Annotated in this window: 10 protein-coding genes and 1 tRNA gene; 4 read left to right on the top strand and 7 right to left on the bottom strand. The window is 59.2% G+C overall.

Annotation, left to right across the window (positions count from 1 at the left end; genetic code table 11):
- Positions 1-58 precede the first annotated feature (58 nt).
- On the bottom strand, positions 59-286 hold the full coding sequence (locus tag IAE48_RS18210) for a YgdI/YgdR family lipoprotein (protein ID WP_023481080.1): 228 nt from the start codon (positions 284-286) through the stop codon (positions 59-61).
- A 201-nt stretch (positions 287-487) separates the two neighbouring features.
- Here IAE48_RS18210 and csdA point away from each other — a divergent pair, with 201 nt between their 5' ends.
- Both csdA and csdE read left to right on the top strand, forming a co-directional pair.
- Positions 488-1,693: a cysteine desulfurase CsdA gene (gene csdA, locus IAE48_RS18205; protein WP_200135195.1), complete on the top strand. Its 1,206-nt coding sequence runs from the start codon at positions 488-490 to the stop codon at positions 1,691-1,693.
- On the top strand, positions 1,693-2,142 hold the full coding sequence (gene csdE / locus IAE48_RS18200; protein ID WP_200135194.1) for a cysteine desulfurase sulfur acceptor subunit CsdE: 450 nt from the start codon (positions 1,693-1,695) through the stop codon (positions 2,140-2,142). Before csdA ends, csdE begins: the two co-directional genes overlap by 1 nt.
- Here the strand turns inward: csdE and tcdA are convergent.
- Together tcdA and mltA are read right to left on the bottom strand one after the other, a co-directional pair.
- A complete protein-coding gene (gene tcdA / locus IAE48_RS18195; protein WP_042713386.1) occupies positions 2,127-2,939 on the bottom strand; it encodes a tRNA cyclic N6-threonylcarbamoyladenosine(37) synthase TcdA in 813 nt (270 codons plus the stop codon). The genes csdE and tcdA overlap by 16 nt on opposite strands.
- A gap of 69 nt (positions 2,940-3,008) precedes the next feature.
- Positions 3,009-4,115, bottom strand: coding sequence for a murein transglycosylase A (mltA, locus tag IAE48_RS18190; protein WP_200135193.1), 1,107 nt, complete (start codon positions 4,113-4,115; stop codon positions 3,009-3,011).
- A 205-nt stretch (positions 4,116-4,320) separates the two neighbouring features.
- Here mltA and IAE48_RS18185 point away from each other — a divergent pair.
- Positions 4,321-4,397, top strand: a tRNA-Met gene (locus tag IAE48_RS18185).
- A 98-nt stretch (positions 4,398-4,495) separates the two neighbouring features.
- Here the strand turns inward: IAE48_RS18185 and amiC are convergent.
- Positions 4,496-5,749, bottom strand: coding sequence for an N-acetylmuramoyl-L-alanine amidase AmiC (gene amiC / locus IAE48_RS18180; protein WP_200135192.1), 1,254 nt, complete (start codon positions 5,747-5,749; stop codon positions 4,496-4,498).
- A 224-nt stretch (positions 5,750-5,973) separates the two neighbouring features.
- On the opposite strand from amiC, the gene argA reads away from it, so the two are divergent.
- On the top strand, positions 5,974-7,305 hold the full coding sequence (argA, locus tag IAE48_RS18175) for an amino-acid N-acetyltransferase (RefSeq protein ID WP_023481070.1): 1,332 nt from the start codon (positions 5,974-5,976) through the stop codon (positions 7,303-7,305).
- Between the two features lie 27 nt (positions 7,306-7,332).
- Here the strand turns inward: argA and recD are convergent, their stop codons facing one another.
- The 3 genes from recD to ptrA are packed head-to-tail and all read right to left on the bottom strand — an operon-like array spanning position 7,333 to position 15,597.
- Positions 7,333-9,171, bottom strand: a complete 1,839-nt coding sequence (gene recD / locus IAE48_RS18170) for an exodeoxyribonuclease V subunit alpha (RefSeq protein ID WP_200135191.1) — start codon at positions 9,169-9,171, stop codon at positions 7,333-7,335.
- Complete coding sequence (gene recB, locus IAE48_RS18165; protein ID WP_200135190.1) at positions 9,168-12,716, bottom strand: exodeoxyribonuclease V subunit beta; 3,549 nt, start codon at positions 12,714-12,716, stop codon at positions 9,168-9,170. Before recB ends, recD begins: the two co-directional genes overlap by 4 nt.
- Positions 12,709-15,597 carry a pitrilysin gene (gene ptrA / locus IAE48_RS18160; RefSeq protein WP_200135189.1) on the bottom strand — a complete coding sequence of 963 codons (2,889 nt, stop codon included), beginning with the start codon at positions 15,595-15,597 and terminating at the stop codon, positions 12,709-12,711. Before ptrA ends, recB begins: the two co-directional genes overlap by 8 nt.
- Positions 15,598-15,666 lie beyond the last annotated feature (69 nt).

The following is a 15,666-nucleotide window of genomic DNA, read 5'->3' as shown; positions in this document are numbered from 1 at the left end:
CATAGTGATTAATGTAGCACCGCAAATTGCGGTGCTTTTTTTTGCCTGGCGTTCTGGATTATTTCTCCAGAGCAACCATCTCTTTCACGTCAGAACGGTTGATCTGCTGCTCATTACCGTTCGCGTCTTTGTAGGAAATCATTCCTGTCTGGTCGTCAGTTTTCGGCTTGCCTTCGGAAATGATTGTACGGCCATCGTTGGTGTGCAACGCGTAGTTCGGGCTGGAACAGGCGCTCAGGGCGAAAGCTAAAGTACAAGCAGAAATAATTGCGGCAGTCTTCTTCATCTTCTTCTCCTTGATTTATTCTGGCAATTAATGCTGTGAAATACTCTTACTGGAAGAGTCTCAAACACGTTACTTACACTTATCAGCATAACCTGCTTACGCAGTTCCGCCAGTACAAACAGATAATTCCGATGGTTATCAATCCCCTTGCCCACGGAAAAAAAGTGCGCGACCATCGTCGGCCTACAGATGAGGATAAGTATGAACGCATTTAATCCTTCGCAGTTTCGCGCCCAGTTTCCGGCGTTGGCCGACGCGGGTGTCTACCTCGACAGCGCCGCGACCGCGCTGAAACCGCAGACGGTAATCGACGCCACGCAGCAGTTCTACAGCCTGAGCGCTGGCAATGTTCACCGCAGCCAGTTTGCCGAAGCGCAGCAGCTCACCGCCCGCTACGAAGCCGCACGCGACCAGGTCGCCACGCTGCTCAATGCCCCTTCCGGCAAAAATATTGTCTGGACGCGCGGCACCACCGAGGCGATCAACATGGTTGCCCAGTGCTATGCCCGCCCGCGCTTAAAAGCTGGGGATGAGATCATTGTCAGCGAGGCAGAGCACCACGCCAACCTGGTGCCGTGGCTGATGGTCGCGGAGCAGACTGGCGCAAAAGTGGTGAAACTGCCGCTGGCGGACGATCGCCTGCCGGATCTTAACCAGCTTCCAGCCCTTATTACCTCCCGCAGCCGGATCCTGGCGTTGGGACAGATGTCCAACGTCACCGGTGGCTGCCCGGATCTCGCCCGCGCCATTACGCTTGCCCATCAGGCTGGCATGGTGGTGATGGTCGATGGCGCACAGGGCGTGGTCCATTTTCCTGCCGACGTGCAGCAGCTCGATATCGATTTTTACGCTTTCTCCGGCCATAAACTCTATGGCCCAAACGGCATTGGCGCGCTGTATGGTAAAGCGGAACTGCTGGAGGCGATGACGCCGTGGCTCGGCGGCGGGAAGATGATCAGCGAAGTGACTTTTGCGGGTTTCACCACCCAGCCGGTGCCTTATAAGCTCGAAGCGGGCACCCCTAACGTGGCGGGGGTGATTGGCCTAAGCGCTGCGCTGGAGTGGCTGAACGGAATTGATATTGCGCAGGCGGAACGCTACAGCCGTGGGCTGGCGACGCTGGCGGAAGAACAACTGGCACAGCGCCCCGGTTTCCGCTCGTTCCGCTGTCAGGACTCCAGCCTGCTGGCCTTCACCTTTGACGGCGTGCATCACAGCGATATGGTGACGCTACTGGCGGGTTACGGCATCGCGCTGCGCGCGGGCCAGCACTGCGCCCAGCCGCTGCTCGCCGCGCTTGGCGTCAACGGCACGCTGCGCGCCTCATTTGCGCCCTATAATACTCAACAGGATGTCGATGCGCTGGTCAGCGCCGTCGACCGTGCTCTGGAACTATTGGTGGATTGATGACAAGCCCAGCTTTCGCCGGACATCCGTTCGGCACCGTGGTCACTGAAGAGACACTGCGCCAGACCTTTGGCGCCCTCAACGCGTGGGAAGAGAAGTACCGCCAGCTGATTATGCTCGGCAAGCAGTTGCCTGCCGCAACGGATGAGATAAAAGCGCAGGCGCAGGAGATCCCCGGCTGCGAAAACCGCGTCTGGCTCGGCTCAACGCGTCTGCCCGACGGCACGCTGCACTTTTTTGGCGACAGTGAAGGACGTATCGTGCGCGGTTTGTTAGCGGTCTTGCTAACAGCGGTGGAGGGCAAACGCCCGCAGTCGCTTATCGAGAACGATCCGCTGGCGCTGTTTGATGAGTTGGGGCTGCGCAATCAACTGAGCGCCTCGCGCAGCCAGGGGCTGGCGGCGCTGGCCGCCGCCGTGCAGGAGCAGGCCCGTCAGGCGCTGGCCTGACGCTCCGCTTTCGCCATCAGTTTTTTTAACGCATGGGAGACCGCGACAAAACCAAAGGTGGCGGTCACCATCGTTGCCGCACCAAATCCGGCGGCGCAATCCATCCGTTTTGGCCCTTCCGCGCTGCTTTTCATCGCACATACCGAACCATCCGCCTGCGGGTAGACCAGCGCTTCAGTTGAAAAGACGCAGTCGATGCCGAGTTTGCCTTTGCTGTTTTTCACCACGCCGAAATCGCTCTTCAGCCGCTCACGCAGCTTCGCCGCCAGCGGATCCTGAATGGTTTTCGCCAGATCGCTCACCTGGATCTGCGTCGGATCGATCTGTCCGCCCGCGCCGCCGGTGGTCACCAGCGGGATCTTATTGCGGCGGCAATAGGCGATCAGCGCCGCTTTTGGCCGCACGCTATCAATAGCGTCAATCACATAGCTGAAAGAGGTGCTCATCAGCTGCGCCACATTATCAGCGGTGACGAAATCGTCGATTACCGTGACACGGCACTCCGGGTTGATGTCGCGAATGCGCGCGGCCATCACTTCCGCTTTCGCTTCACCGACGGTATCGCGCAGGGCATGGATCTGCCGGTTGGTATTGGTGACGCAGACATCATCCATATCTATCAGCGTGATGGCGCCAATTCCGGTACGTGCCAGCGCTTCCGCGACCCACGAGCCAACGCCACCGATGCCGACCACGCAGATATGCGCATCGGCAAACCACTGCAGCGCTTTTTCACCATACAAACGCGCCGTCCCGCCAAAGCGCTGGCGCCAGGCGTCGCTGATTACTGCTGACATATGAAACCTCAAGCTGAAACAGAGAACCCCCTCCGGGACCGGAAGGGGTGAAGAGTTTACCACATTCCCTCAGCCGCTAAAGACGTTGCCCGTCAGACCCGCGCCCGGCGCGTTCTTTAATATCCAGACACGACCATAGTGGTTATACCAGCCGGCGCGATGCCCGGCTTCTGCGCCGATACCCTGGTAGATGTCGAAGTGCTGGCCTTTAATTGCCCCACCCACATCCAGCGCCACCATCAGGCGCAGCTCATACTGGCCGTTGAATTTGCCTTTACTGTCCAGTTGCGGCACTTCCGCCAGCAGCGTGGTGCCCGGCGGGATCACGGTTTTATCAGAAGCAACCGACGCGCGACCAATCAGCGGCACGGAGCTGGCGCCTTTGACCGGTGCCCAGGATTGCGGTTTAAAGAAGACAAAGGAGGCGTTCTCCTCCAGCAGCGCACGCACTTCCGCTTCGCTGTGCTTCTCGCCCCACTCGCGGATCGCCTGCATCGACATATCTTCGCGCTTCACTTCACCGCGATCGATCAGCACTTTGCCGATGCTGCGGTAGGCATGACCATTTTTACCGGCGTAGCTAAAGAAGTTGAGCGGGCTGCCGTCACCGAAATCGATATAGCCGCTGCCCTGCACATCCATAATGAAGTTGTCCATCAGCGAGTTGCTGTAGGCCAGCACATAGTTCTCGCTGAGCGCCCCGGCGTAGATCTCCGCACGCGAAGGCAGGCGGCCGCGTTTTGACGGCATGCGGTAGATAGGATACTGGAACTTGCCCTGGCGGGTGTGGCGCGCCTGCACCACCGGCGTGTAGTAGCCGGTAAACTGCACGTTGCCATAGTTGTCTGTGCCTTCCATCTGCCACGCGTCAATGCCGAACTGGCGCAGCGAGCGGGTATCGCCCCCGGCGCGCAGCCAGGCTTCAATGGCGTTATAGACGCTGCTCTGGTTGCCATACAGGCGCGGCGCAGAGCCTCTGATCTGGCTCACCTGCTCGGAGAAGTCTCCGGCATTAATCGGTGCGCCCACGGCGTCAGGCTGATTAACGAGGGAAAAAGGCTGAGAGAATTTTCCGTCTTTATACTGTTGACCGCGATCGGTCGGTTTAGAAGAGCAGGACGCGAGAAGTGCCACCATCGCGCCTGTGAGTACGAACCTAGCCCAACGTGCTTTCATTGTTTCTCATCTTTTGGTTAACCCCAAGCCGGATGAAGATAACAAACCGCTGTGGCTAATGAAATGCACAAGAACATTCCGACACCAGTTTTGTTTAAATCTTAAGCACATTGTGTTGTTTTTAAACATAAAGTCCTTAAATCGACAAATGTCGCAAAAAAAGGTTGCATCAAATCGTCTACGGCGTATAGTGCGCTTCCACGGACGCGGGATGGAGCAGCCTGGTAGCTCGTCGGGCTCATAACCCGAAGGTCGTCGGTTCAAATCCGGCCCCCGCAACCAACACAATAAACACCTTAACGGGTGTTTTTTTGTTTCTGGCGTTTGTAAAAGCGCGCAGCAAACAAGAGAAAAAAATGGCGCCCTTCGGCGCCATTCTGTTATCCCCTTCTCGCCAGCGTCGCGCCATCCGCGAAGTAGGCTTTAATCCCTGCCAGAATCGACTCTGCGACTTCCTGCTGGAATTTTGCGGTCTTGAGCTTACGCTCCTCTTCCACATTACTGATAAACGCCGTCTCCACCAGAATCGACGGGATATCCGGCGCTTTCAGCACCGCAAAGCCCGCCTGCTCAACGCTGTTCTTATGCAGGTTATTGACGCGCCCCAGCTTATTAAGCACCGCTTTGCCAAACTTCAGGCTGTCGTTGATGGTCAGCGACTGCACCATATCGAACATGGTGTGATCGAGATAGCGGTCACCGCTTTTGCTTACGCCACCAATCAAGTCCGCCGCGTTCTGCGTATCTGCCAGATATTTCGCCGCTGTACTGGTCGCCCCTTTGGTCGACAGCGCGAAGACGGAGGAACCGTGCGGCTGGCGGCTGCTAAAGGCATCGGCGTGAATCGAGACAAAGAGGTCGGCGCGCTGCTTCTGCGCTTTCGCCACCCGCACCTTCAGCGGAATAAAGACATCCTCATTGCGGGTCATATAGGACTTCATATTGCCCTCTTTCTCGATAAGCGCATGCAGGCGGCGAGCGATTTGCAGCACCACATCCTTCTCACGGGTTTTATATTTCCCCGTCGCCCCCGGATCTTCCCCGCCATGACCGGGATCGAGCATGATCACAATCGGCCTGTCACGCCCGGCCTTGCCCGGCTGCGGGCCGCTCTGCGCGGGCGGCACCTGCTTATCAAGATCGCCCTGGTTGTACTCTTCAAGCAGCGCCAGCAGCGGATCCTGCACATCCTGCGCATTCGCCGGATAGAGATCCATCACCAGACGCTCTTTGAAGCCTGCGACCGGCGCCAGCGCAAAGAGTTGCGGTTTCACATTCTGCTTAAGTTCAAACACCATGCGCACCGTCTGCGGATCGAACTGACCCACGCGGGCTGATTTGATAAAGGGATCGTCACTGCGGATCTGCGTTCCCATGCCCTTGAGCACGGAGTTGAGGTGGACGCCCTGCAGATCCACCACCAGGCGGTCGGGGTTGCTCAAGGCGAACTGTTTGTACTTCACCACGCGGTTCGATTCCACCGTCACACGGGTATAGCTCGACGCAGGCCAGACGCGCACGGCGACCACCTGACTGACGGCGGCCAGGCCAATCTGGCTCACGCTTAATAACCACATCGCCCCCGCACCCTGTAATAATTTGCGGCGGCTCAGCGCTGAATGACTTCCCGACATGCTTCTCCCGAGCAATTTGTTTAAATAATGCTTAACGTCAGAATTGACGGAAAACTTTAGCGAATGATGCATAAACTGTCATCTTTTAAAGGGTAAACATATGTCTGGCGCTATGCTTCACAAAGACGGGAGAATCCTGAGTTAAGAAAATTTGTGCTTGCAGCGAAGGCAATAAAAGAATAAAAATACACTTTTTACGAATAATCATGCAGTGAGGACAGGCCGTGGTCAAAGAGCGCAGAACCGAACTGGTGCAGGGATTTCGCCATTCCGTTCCCTATATCAACGCCCATCGGGGAAAGACATTCGTCATTATGCTCGGGGGTGAAGCCATCGAGCATGAAAACTTCTCCAGCATTGTCAACGACATCGGCCTGCTGCATAGCCTCGGGATCAGGCTGGTGGTGGTCTATGGTGCCCGCCCGCAAATCGACGCCAACCTTGCTGAACATCACCACGAACCGATCTACCACAAACACACCCGCGTTACCGACGCCAAAACCCTTGAACTGGTGAAACAGGCCGCAGGGCTTTTGCAGCTGGATATCACCGCGCGGCTGTCGATGAGCCTCAACAATACGCCGTTGCAGGGCGCGCACATCAACGTGGTCAGCGGTAACTTTATTATTTCGCAGCCGCTGGGCGTTGATGACGGCGTTGACTACTGCCACAGCGGGCGTATTCGCCGTATTGATGAAGAGGCGATCCACCGCCAGCTCGACAGCGGCGCAATTGTGCTGATGGGGCCGGTGGCGGTCTCCGTGACCGGGGAGAGCTTTAACCTCACCTCCGAAGAGATTGCCACCCAGCTGGCGATCAAGCTGAAAGCGGAGAAGATGATCGGCTTTTGCTCGTCGCAGGGTGTGATGAATGATGAAGGCGAAATTGTTTCCGAACTGTTCCCTAATGACGCGCAGGCGCGTGTCGAAGAGCTGGAGCAGCGCGGCGACTACCACTCCGGCACCGTGCGCTTCCTGCGCGGCGCGGTAAAAGCGTGCCGCAGCGGCGTGCGTCGCAGCCACTTAATCAGCTATCAGGAAGATGGCTCGCTGTTGCAGGAACTCTTCTCCCGCGACGGTATTGGTACGCAGATTGTGATGGAGAGCGCCGAGCAGATCCGCCGCGCCACCATTAACGACATCGGCGGCATTCTGGAACTGATTCGCCCGCTCGAACAGCAGGGCATTCTGGTGCGCCGCTCCCGCGAGCAGCTGGAGATGGAGATCGATAAGTTCACGATCATTGAGCGCGACAACCTGACTATTGCCTGCGCGGCGCTCTACCCCTTCCCGGAAGAGAAGATTGGCGAGATGGCCTGCGTGGCCGTGCATCCTGATTATCGCAGCTCGTCACGCGGCGAAGCGCTGCTGGAGCGCATTGCGTTGCAGGCGCGGCAGATGGGGCTCAGCAAGCTGTTTGTGCTCACCACCCGCAGCATTCACTGGTTCCAGGAGCGCGGCTTTACGCCGGTGGATATCGACTCGCTGCCTGAAACCAAAAAGCAGATGTACAACTACCAGCGGCGCTCAAAAGTGCTGATGGCCGATCTGACCTGATTCACGCCCCGCCCTGTGCGGGGCGTTTTATTTCAGGGCGCTGAACAGCGCTTCAAGTCCGCTGCGCCGCTCGGTGCGGGTAGCAATCGCCTGGCCCAGCACGCGCTCATCGGCATAGAGCGAGAGCCGTTTACGTGCGCGAGTAATCGCGGTGTAGACCAGCTCGCGCGTCACCACCGGCACGTTTTGCGCAGGCAGGATCAGCGCGGCGTGATCGAACTCAGAACCCTGCGATTTATGCACCGTCATCGCCCAGGCGGTTTCATGCTCCGGCAAACGGCTCGGCTGCACCGACTTGATCTTCCCGCCAGGTAGCGGGAACCAGACGCGCATCCCCTGCCCCCGATCCAGCGCAATGCCGATATCACCATTGAACAGCCCCAGCGCGGAGTCGTTACGCGAAATCATCACCGGCCTGCCGTGGTACCAGCGCGAGAAGGGCTGGCGGGTAATTTTACGCTGGCGCACCAACGCCAGCTCAAGCCGTTCATTCAGCCCGCTGACGCCAAACGGCCCTTCGCGCAGCGCGCAGAGCAGCTGGTACTCGCCGAAGGCGGCGATAATCGCTTCCGGTTCGGCGTGGCCCTGCACCAGCGAGAGATAGTGCCCGTAGCCCGCCAGCGCGTCGTCAATCATCTCCTGATAGGCTTCGGCACTGTTGAGCGGTTTCCGCTCGATATCCTCAAAGCCCTGGCTGAAGACCGCCTGGGTGGCGCGCTTATCACCGCGGTTAACCGCGGCGGCCAGTTGACCGATGCCGGAGTGGCTGCCGAAGCGATAACTTTTTTGCAGCAGGCAGAGGCTGTCACGCAGCGCGGTAGCCGCCTCGCCTTCGCCTGCGGGCACTTCCGCGCCGGTTAAGCGTGAGAGTTGCGCCGCGCGCGTCGCACTGTACCCGGCATTTACCCAGGCGCAGATATCCCCCAGCACCGCACCGGCCTCAACGGAGGCCAGCTGATCGCGATCGCCGAGGAAGATCACCCGCGCCCGCGGCGGCAGGGCATCAATCAGCCGCGACATCATCGGCAGGTCAATCATTGACGCCTCATCCACCACCAGCACATCCAGATGCAGCGGGTTGAGGGCGTGATGGCGCATGCGCTGGCTTCCCGGCTGCGCACCGAGCAGCCTGTGCAGCGTGCTGGCCTCATCCGGCAGCAGCGCTTTTTGCGCCTCATCAAGGGGCAGTTGACGCAGCGCATTACCGAGGGATTCGGTTAACCGCGCGGCGGCTTTACCGGTGGGCGCAGCCAGGCAGATACGGCAGCGGCTGCCATTCAACGTTTGTACCAGCGCCGCCAGCAGCTTCGCCACGGTGGTGGTTTTACCGGTTCCCGGCCCGCCGGAGATCACCGAAATTCGCCGGGTGAGTGCCACGGCGGCGGCGACTTTTTGCCAGTTCACATCGGCTTCATTGTCTGGCGGAAAGAGTGAGGCCAGCGCCTCTGAAAGCCGGGCTTCATCCGCCTCATCAACGCTTTCCTGGGCGGCAAAGAACTCCGCAACGCGCCGCTCGTTCCACCACATACGGTTCAGGTAGAGGCGCGCGTCATGCAGAATAATCGGCGTCGCGCCGCTGCCGTCGCCAACCGCTGGCGAGGCAAGCAGCAGCGCCTGCCAGTCGTCGGGCGGCCCGGCCATTTCAAACAGCTGGCGTGCGAGCGGCGAATCGCTGCCGAACACCTCGGGCGTCAGGCGCGAGAGCGGCAGACAGACGTGCCCCTCTCCGGCATCGCGGCTCAGCAGCGCGGCGGCCAGCAGCAGGGCGGGCTCTTCCGTGCCAGCCACCGTCAGGGCAAACTGCACGTCCAGCGGACGCAGCAGCTTCTGCTCCATCGCTTCTTGCAGTAAAGCCTGCACATTCATGGCGTCATCTCCGGTACTTCACCTGCGAACAGGGTATCCATGCGGGCGATCAGCGCTGCCTCCGGGCGGGTGGTGAAAATCCCCTGCTCCGGTTGCTGCGCCTCCACGCCGCGTAAAAAGAGGTAGATCACACCGCCGAAATGGCGCTCATAGTCGTAATCAGCGATGCGATGGCGTAAATAGCGGTGCAGCGCCAGGGTATAGAGCTGGTACTGCAAATCGTAGCGATGGGACTGCATGGCCGCCGCCATCGCCTCTTGCGTATAGGCCTGCGCGTTTTCGCCGAGCCAGTTGGATTTGTAATCGAGCAGGTAGTAGCGCCCCTGATGGCGAAACACCAGGTCGATAAAGCCCTTCAGCATCCCGCGCACGTCGCGAAAATCGAGCGGCGCGCAGCCTGCCGACAGCGGATCGTAGCGGCGGATCAGCCCATCGAGCGCCTCTGCGCTCAGCGTGGCGCTGATGGGGAGATAAAACTCCATCTCAACCTGTTTATCTTTAGCCGTCAGTTGGCTAAGAGAGACCCCGGCTGTGGTGAGCGGCGCGTGCAGCACCGTCTCCAGCCAGTTGCTCAGCACCGGCTGCCAGTGCTCCTCATATCCTGCCACCAGTAGCTTTTCCGCCACCCACTCCGGTGATACCGGCTGGGTAAAGTCGATATCTTCAAACAGACTGTGCAAAAAGGTGCCAGGTGCCGCGCCGCGCGGAAACTCGTGCGGCGTTAGCATCGGCTGTGTCTGCACCTCGCGCTCGCCTGCGGCGTCGACATCCAGACGCGGGAGCAGATCCTGAGCAAGGCCATGACCGCGCTGCTGCAAGCCGGAGTAACTGGTCACGCGCCAGTCATCGGCGACCCGGCGCATCACTTCGCGCACGCTGAGCGCGGGGGGCTGCGGCTGCGGTAACTCCCAGCGCTCAGTGTCCGGCGTGGGCGGCGTCGCCAGCACAATCTCTTCATTGCAGATCTCTGCCAGCGCCTGACGCAGCCCGGCGGCGTCCAGCGCCTCGCCCTTCTGGATCAGACGACCCAACGCGCTGAGGTGGAAATCGGTGGGCCCGCTCTTCTCGCCACGACGGCGAAACAGAGGCGCAATGCCAAGGCTGCAGTGCCACACCGAACGGGTCAGTGCCACATAGAGCAGGCGTAAATCCTCCGCCAGCCGCTCCGCTTCCGCCAGCTCAATGCTCTCTTCGGCATGGCTGAGATCGAGCACCGCGTTGAACGAGGCGCGATCGTGGTAAAAACCCTGGTCCTGTACGCGGAAGTTGGCGATAAATGGCAGCCAGACCAGCGGATACTCAAGGCCTTTCGATTTGTGAATGGTGACAATCTGCACCAGGTGTTTATCGCTCTCCAGACGCATCTGCTCGCTGGCGGCGCTGGTGTTCGGCTCGGCGATATGCTGCGTCAGCCACCGGGTAAGTGCGTGCTCACTTTCAAGCTGCGTGCCCGCTTCCTGCAACAGTTCGCTGACATGCAGAATATCGGTTAAACGACGCTCTCCGCCGGGCGTGGCGAGCAGGTTTTCCGCCACGTTACGCGCACTCATCAGCGTGCGCAGCATCGCCATTACGCCGCGTTTTTGCCACAGCTCGCGGTAGTGGGAAAACTCCTCAACCACCCGATCCCAGGCATCTTCATCAAGATTGAGCGCGTCGATATCCCGTGCCGTCAGCCCGAGCATCGAGGTTGCCAGCGCGCTGCGCAGCGTGTTTTCACGCTCCGGCGTCAGCACCGCATGCAGCAACCAGAGCAGCTCCTGCGCTTCCGGCGTTTCAAACACGCTGTCGCGGTTGGAGAGGTAGACAGAGGGAATGCCGAGCAGCGTCAGCGCATCGCGGATAAGCGATGCTTCATGGCGGCTGCGCACCAGCACAGTGATATCCGAGGCTTTTACCGGCCGCGCTTTCTCCCCTTCGTAGAGCAGCGCATCGCCTCTCTGCCCGGCGCTGAGCCAGTCGCGGATCTGCATCGCGCAGAGCTGGGCCATAAAGCTCTGGTAATCACCGACGCCAACGCCTTCGCCCTCCATCAGCCACAGCTTCATCGACGGCTGGGTTTCTCCCTTCACCGCAAAGCGCAGGCCGCTGTTGCGCGCAGCCGCTTTCACCGGCAGGAAGGGGATCTGGCGGAACATAAATGCGTCGTCCATCTGGCTAAAGAGCCGGTTGACGCTGGCGATCATCCCCGGCGACGAGCGCCAGTTGGTGTCGAGGGTGTAGCGGGCGCTCACTTCGTCGCGCGCTTTCATATAAGTGAAGATATCAGCGCCGCGAAAAGCGTAGATCGCCTGCTTGGGATCGCCAATCAGCAGCAGGCCGCACTCGGGCTGATTCAGCCAGATACGGCTGAAGATGCGGTACTGCTGCGGGTCGGTATCCTGAAATTCATCGATCATCGCCACCGGAAAACGGGTGCGGATAGCCGCAGCCAGCGCCTCGCCGTTCGGGCTTTGTAAGGCGTGATCGAGCCGGCTGAGCATGTCGTCAAAACCGAGCTCACCGCGGCGACGCTTCTCTTTTGCCACCGCGTCGCGGATTTCGCGCATCGCGCGGGTGAGCACCAGATCGCTCAGAGTCAACGGCTGCGCCAGCAGCGTTTCGATGGCGACAAACAGCGGATGCTCGGGCACCACGCCGCCCGCTTTGGTGCGCTGGGCGAGAAACGCCTGCGAGAACTTCTCCAGCGCGTCCGGCAGCAGATAGGTGCTGGTCTCCTCCTGTGCCCAGGCGGAGATCTTCTCAATCCACTTTCCCTGGTTGCCGCGGTTGAACTTGCGCCGGTCGATGCCGGAATTTTCCAGCAACGGCTCCAGCTCATTTACGGAGTCGAGCCACTGACGTTTCACCGCATTAATCTGCGAGACAATCTGCGCATGGCGTGACGCAAGGGTCTCCTCCTCCGGCGGCGGCGCTTTGATCTGCGGGGCTTCGCCCTGTAAATAGCGGTCGATGGACCTGAGCAGATCCTGCGGCCCCTTCCACAAATCGTGGATCACCTGCGCAATGTCGCGCGGCAGCGGGTAGCAGTGGCGACGCCAGAAGTCGGCGCAGGCCTGGTAGCGCAACAGGGTTTCATCTTCCAGCAGTTTCAGTTCAAACAGCATGCCGGATTCAAAGGCATTGAGGCTGAGCATGCGCTGGCAAAAACCGTGGATGGTAAAGACCGCGGCTTCATCCATCTGCCGCTCCGCCAGCATCAGCCAGTGGGCGGCCTGCTGTTTATCCTCAATCTCTGCCAGCAGGCTGGCATAGAGCGGGTTGTCGCTGCTTTCACGCAGGCAGGCAATACGTAGCTCATGGATGTTGCTGCGAATACGCCCACGTAGCTCTTCCGTCGCCGCTTCGGTGAAAGTGACCACCAGCAGCTCTTCGACATTGAGCGGGCGGGGAAAGGCGGCATTGCCGCCAAGCCCGAGTAACAGCCGCAGATAGAGCGCGGCGATGGTGAAGGTCTTACCTGTGCCCGCCGAGGCTTCAATCAGGCGCTCGCCGGTAAGCGGCAGGCGCAGGGGATCAAGGGTCTCAGCGGTCGTTTCACTCATTTTTCTCGCTCATCAAGGGTAAGGATTGCTGCAACGCGCTGGCGTCCTTCCACACCTTCCAGCCGTCAGGGCGGGCATAGTCGGCTTTTCCGCTCTGGCTTCCGGAGATCTGTGACAGTATCGCCATACCTTGCGGCTCAACCACCGCCTGATGGAAGAAGTCCGCAAGTTTTTGCGGCGTCAGCGCTTTTATTTGGGCCACTACTTTATCACGTGAATCGAAGCGCATATTGCCGCGATCGAAATCTTTGCTCAATTTGGAAGCCTCCTCGCCTAATGTCTGCGGCGCTTGCAGCATTTGCGCAATGACACCCTGCTGGATCTGCGCAAACTCCTCCGGCTTCATCGCGCGCAGGCGCGCTTCAGCGGTCGGGAAGAAGGCTTTATAGCGCTCCCAGAGCCAGGCGGGCTGCTTCTCATTGCTCTGCAACAGGAAGCCCATTCCCCACTGGCGGCCAACATTGATGGGGAAAGCAAAGACGGCATAACCGAGCTGCTCTTCGGTGCGCAGCTGGTTGTAGAACCACGGCTGCACAATCTGCCCGAGCATCGCGCTGTACGCCGAGCTGCTGTACTCATCAAAACCGCTCGGCACAAAGACGGCAGCCAGCGCGGAATCGGTGCTGTTGCCCGCTTTCTCAAACATGACGTTCTGCTTTTTATCCACCAGCACGTCTTTGTTGCGGCACCACTCGTTACCGCTGGTGCCAAGCTGTTTTTGCACATTACGGGCCAGATCTTTCGCCTGCTGTTCGCTCAGGTTACCCACCACCAGAAACTCCGGGCGGGCGTTGTGCTTCAGCGCATCGCGATAATGGAGAATGTCCTGCACGGTGATCGACGGCAACAGGGCACGGCGCGCTTCGCGCGGGAAATAGGGCACCTGCGATATCATCTGCACCGGCATAATCGCCTGGTCAAACGCTTTGCCCTTCTCCGCCGAGGCCATCATCCGGCTGTACCAGGATTTCGCCTGAGTCAGCTGCTCCTCGGTGGGCGTATAGCTGAAATACCCCTCCAGCAAGGCGCTGAAGAGCTGCGGCAGGCGCTGCGTGTAGCCGTTGGCATTCAGCATCAAACCGTTATTGGCATTAGTGGAGAAGCCGATGCCACCGACCGCAGCCTGGTTACTGAGCTGATCGAGCACCAGCCCTGCCAGGTAATCATTTAAGGCAAACATTACCTGATTTTTCGCGCTGTCCATCGCCTGCGGATTACGCAGCACCACGCTGACATCCGCGCGCGGTTCATTGGCGAAGTAGCGGCTTGGCATGTAGACCACGCGCAAAGCCGGTTCATCAACAATAAGCTCCGGGTGCGTATATTTTTTCGCCGGGGTAATCAGCGAGAAGTCATCCGGAATGTAGGGGTTAAGCTCCGGGAATTGCAGATCGATCCCCGCCTCATCCTTTTGCCAGGCGGCGAAGCGATCGGGCGTAATTTTCTCCACCTGGTAAGGGGCATCAACAAAGTAGGCTTTTTTGTTGTGCGGCTCATCGGGGCTGATATACCAGATACGCGCGTTTTGCGGCGTCATCTCATTAAGACGCGCCTGCACCGCTTTAGCATCAAACTGGTCGGCGATGTTGACGGAATCGAGGGTGTGAGCAACCGGCACGCGGATCATCGTGTCGGCGAGCCACTCAACGTAATCCATATCACGGGTGATCGACGGGTAGCGGAAATCGAGATCGAGAATGTGCGCCAGCTCGTCGAAATAGCGTTTATCGATCCCCTTTTCACGCAGCAGTTGCAGGTAGCTGAAGATGGCGGCGACCACCCGATCGCGGTTCGCCAGCCCTTTATCCGTCAGCGTGGCAGAGATAGCCAGCACGCCGCTGTTGCCGTTGACTACCGGGTCGGAGTCACCGCGAATACCTTCAACCAGCCCCTGGCTTTGCAGCCAGTCCGAGAGCGTGCCCGGGCTGCGATTGCCAATCAGATAGGTAATCAGCTCATCGGTTTTGCTGCGAAAGGCCGCCGTGTTGTTATCAATACGAAACTCAACGCGCAGCACCTTGTTCGGCACTTCCGGCACGTAGTGAATAATGATGCCTTTTTGCGCATCCGTTACCACCGGCACGGTGATCTCAGGCCGGGTGATATTTTTGTTGGGAACCCGGCCATAGGTCTGCACCGCGAGCGTCGCCAGCTCGTTAAGCGGGCGATTGCTGTAAATCACCGCTTTCATCAGGTTGGCCGAGTAGAACTTATCGCGAAACGCCAGCAGCGCGTCATGCACCGGGCTGCCCGGTTTATCGCTGAGGGTTTCAAGGTTGCCGCCGGAGAAGCGCGCGCCAGGGTGAGCGGGATTGATGGTCTCCGCACTCACCTGCGCCATGCGCATGCCGTCACGGGTACGCGCCATGGTCAGCTCCGCGTTGACCGCGTTACGCTCCCGCTCGGCGTACTTCTTTGCCAGCAGCGGCTCGGCGATGGCATCGGCTAAGCGATCCACGGCGCCGTCCAGCGCATCGTTCTCCACTTCCAGATAGTAAGCGGTGCGATAAGGCGCGGTGCTGGCGTTGTGGCTACCGCCGTGCATTTTGAGGTATTCAGCGAGGCTGTCTGGCTGCGGATACTTTTTCGACCCCATCAGCGTCATGTGCTCAAGATAGTGAGCAAGACCTGGGTGACTATCGGGATCTTCAAGCGAGCCGACCGGCACAACCAGTGCGGAAAGAGATTTGACCGCCTGCGCATCCGAGACCAGCAGCACGACCATGCCGTTATCGAGGCGGATCGCCTGATACTGCCGCGTATCTTTGTCGCTCTTACGGATAGTTTCTTTAACAGGCTGCCAGCCGGTGTCAGCCTGACTGAGTGGCGCCCACAGGGCAAAAAACAGAACGAAGATAGTTAACCAGGTGCTGCGGGGCATTCACGAACCTCATCATTAACTTTTCCTGCTCCCCCGATAACCGCCGGAGTAGCAGGTAAATGTGTGCTG

Origin of the sequence: Kosakonia sp. S57, from assembly GCF_016516575.1 — a bacterium.
GTDB classification, from domain to species: Bacteria; Pseudomonadota; Gammaproteobacteria; order Enterobacterales; family Enterobacteriaceae; genus Kosakonia; species Kosakonia cowanii.
The sequence above is the reverse complement of the archived record's forward strand: the minus strand, read 5'-3'. Positions and strand labels throughout refer to the sequence as shown.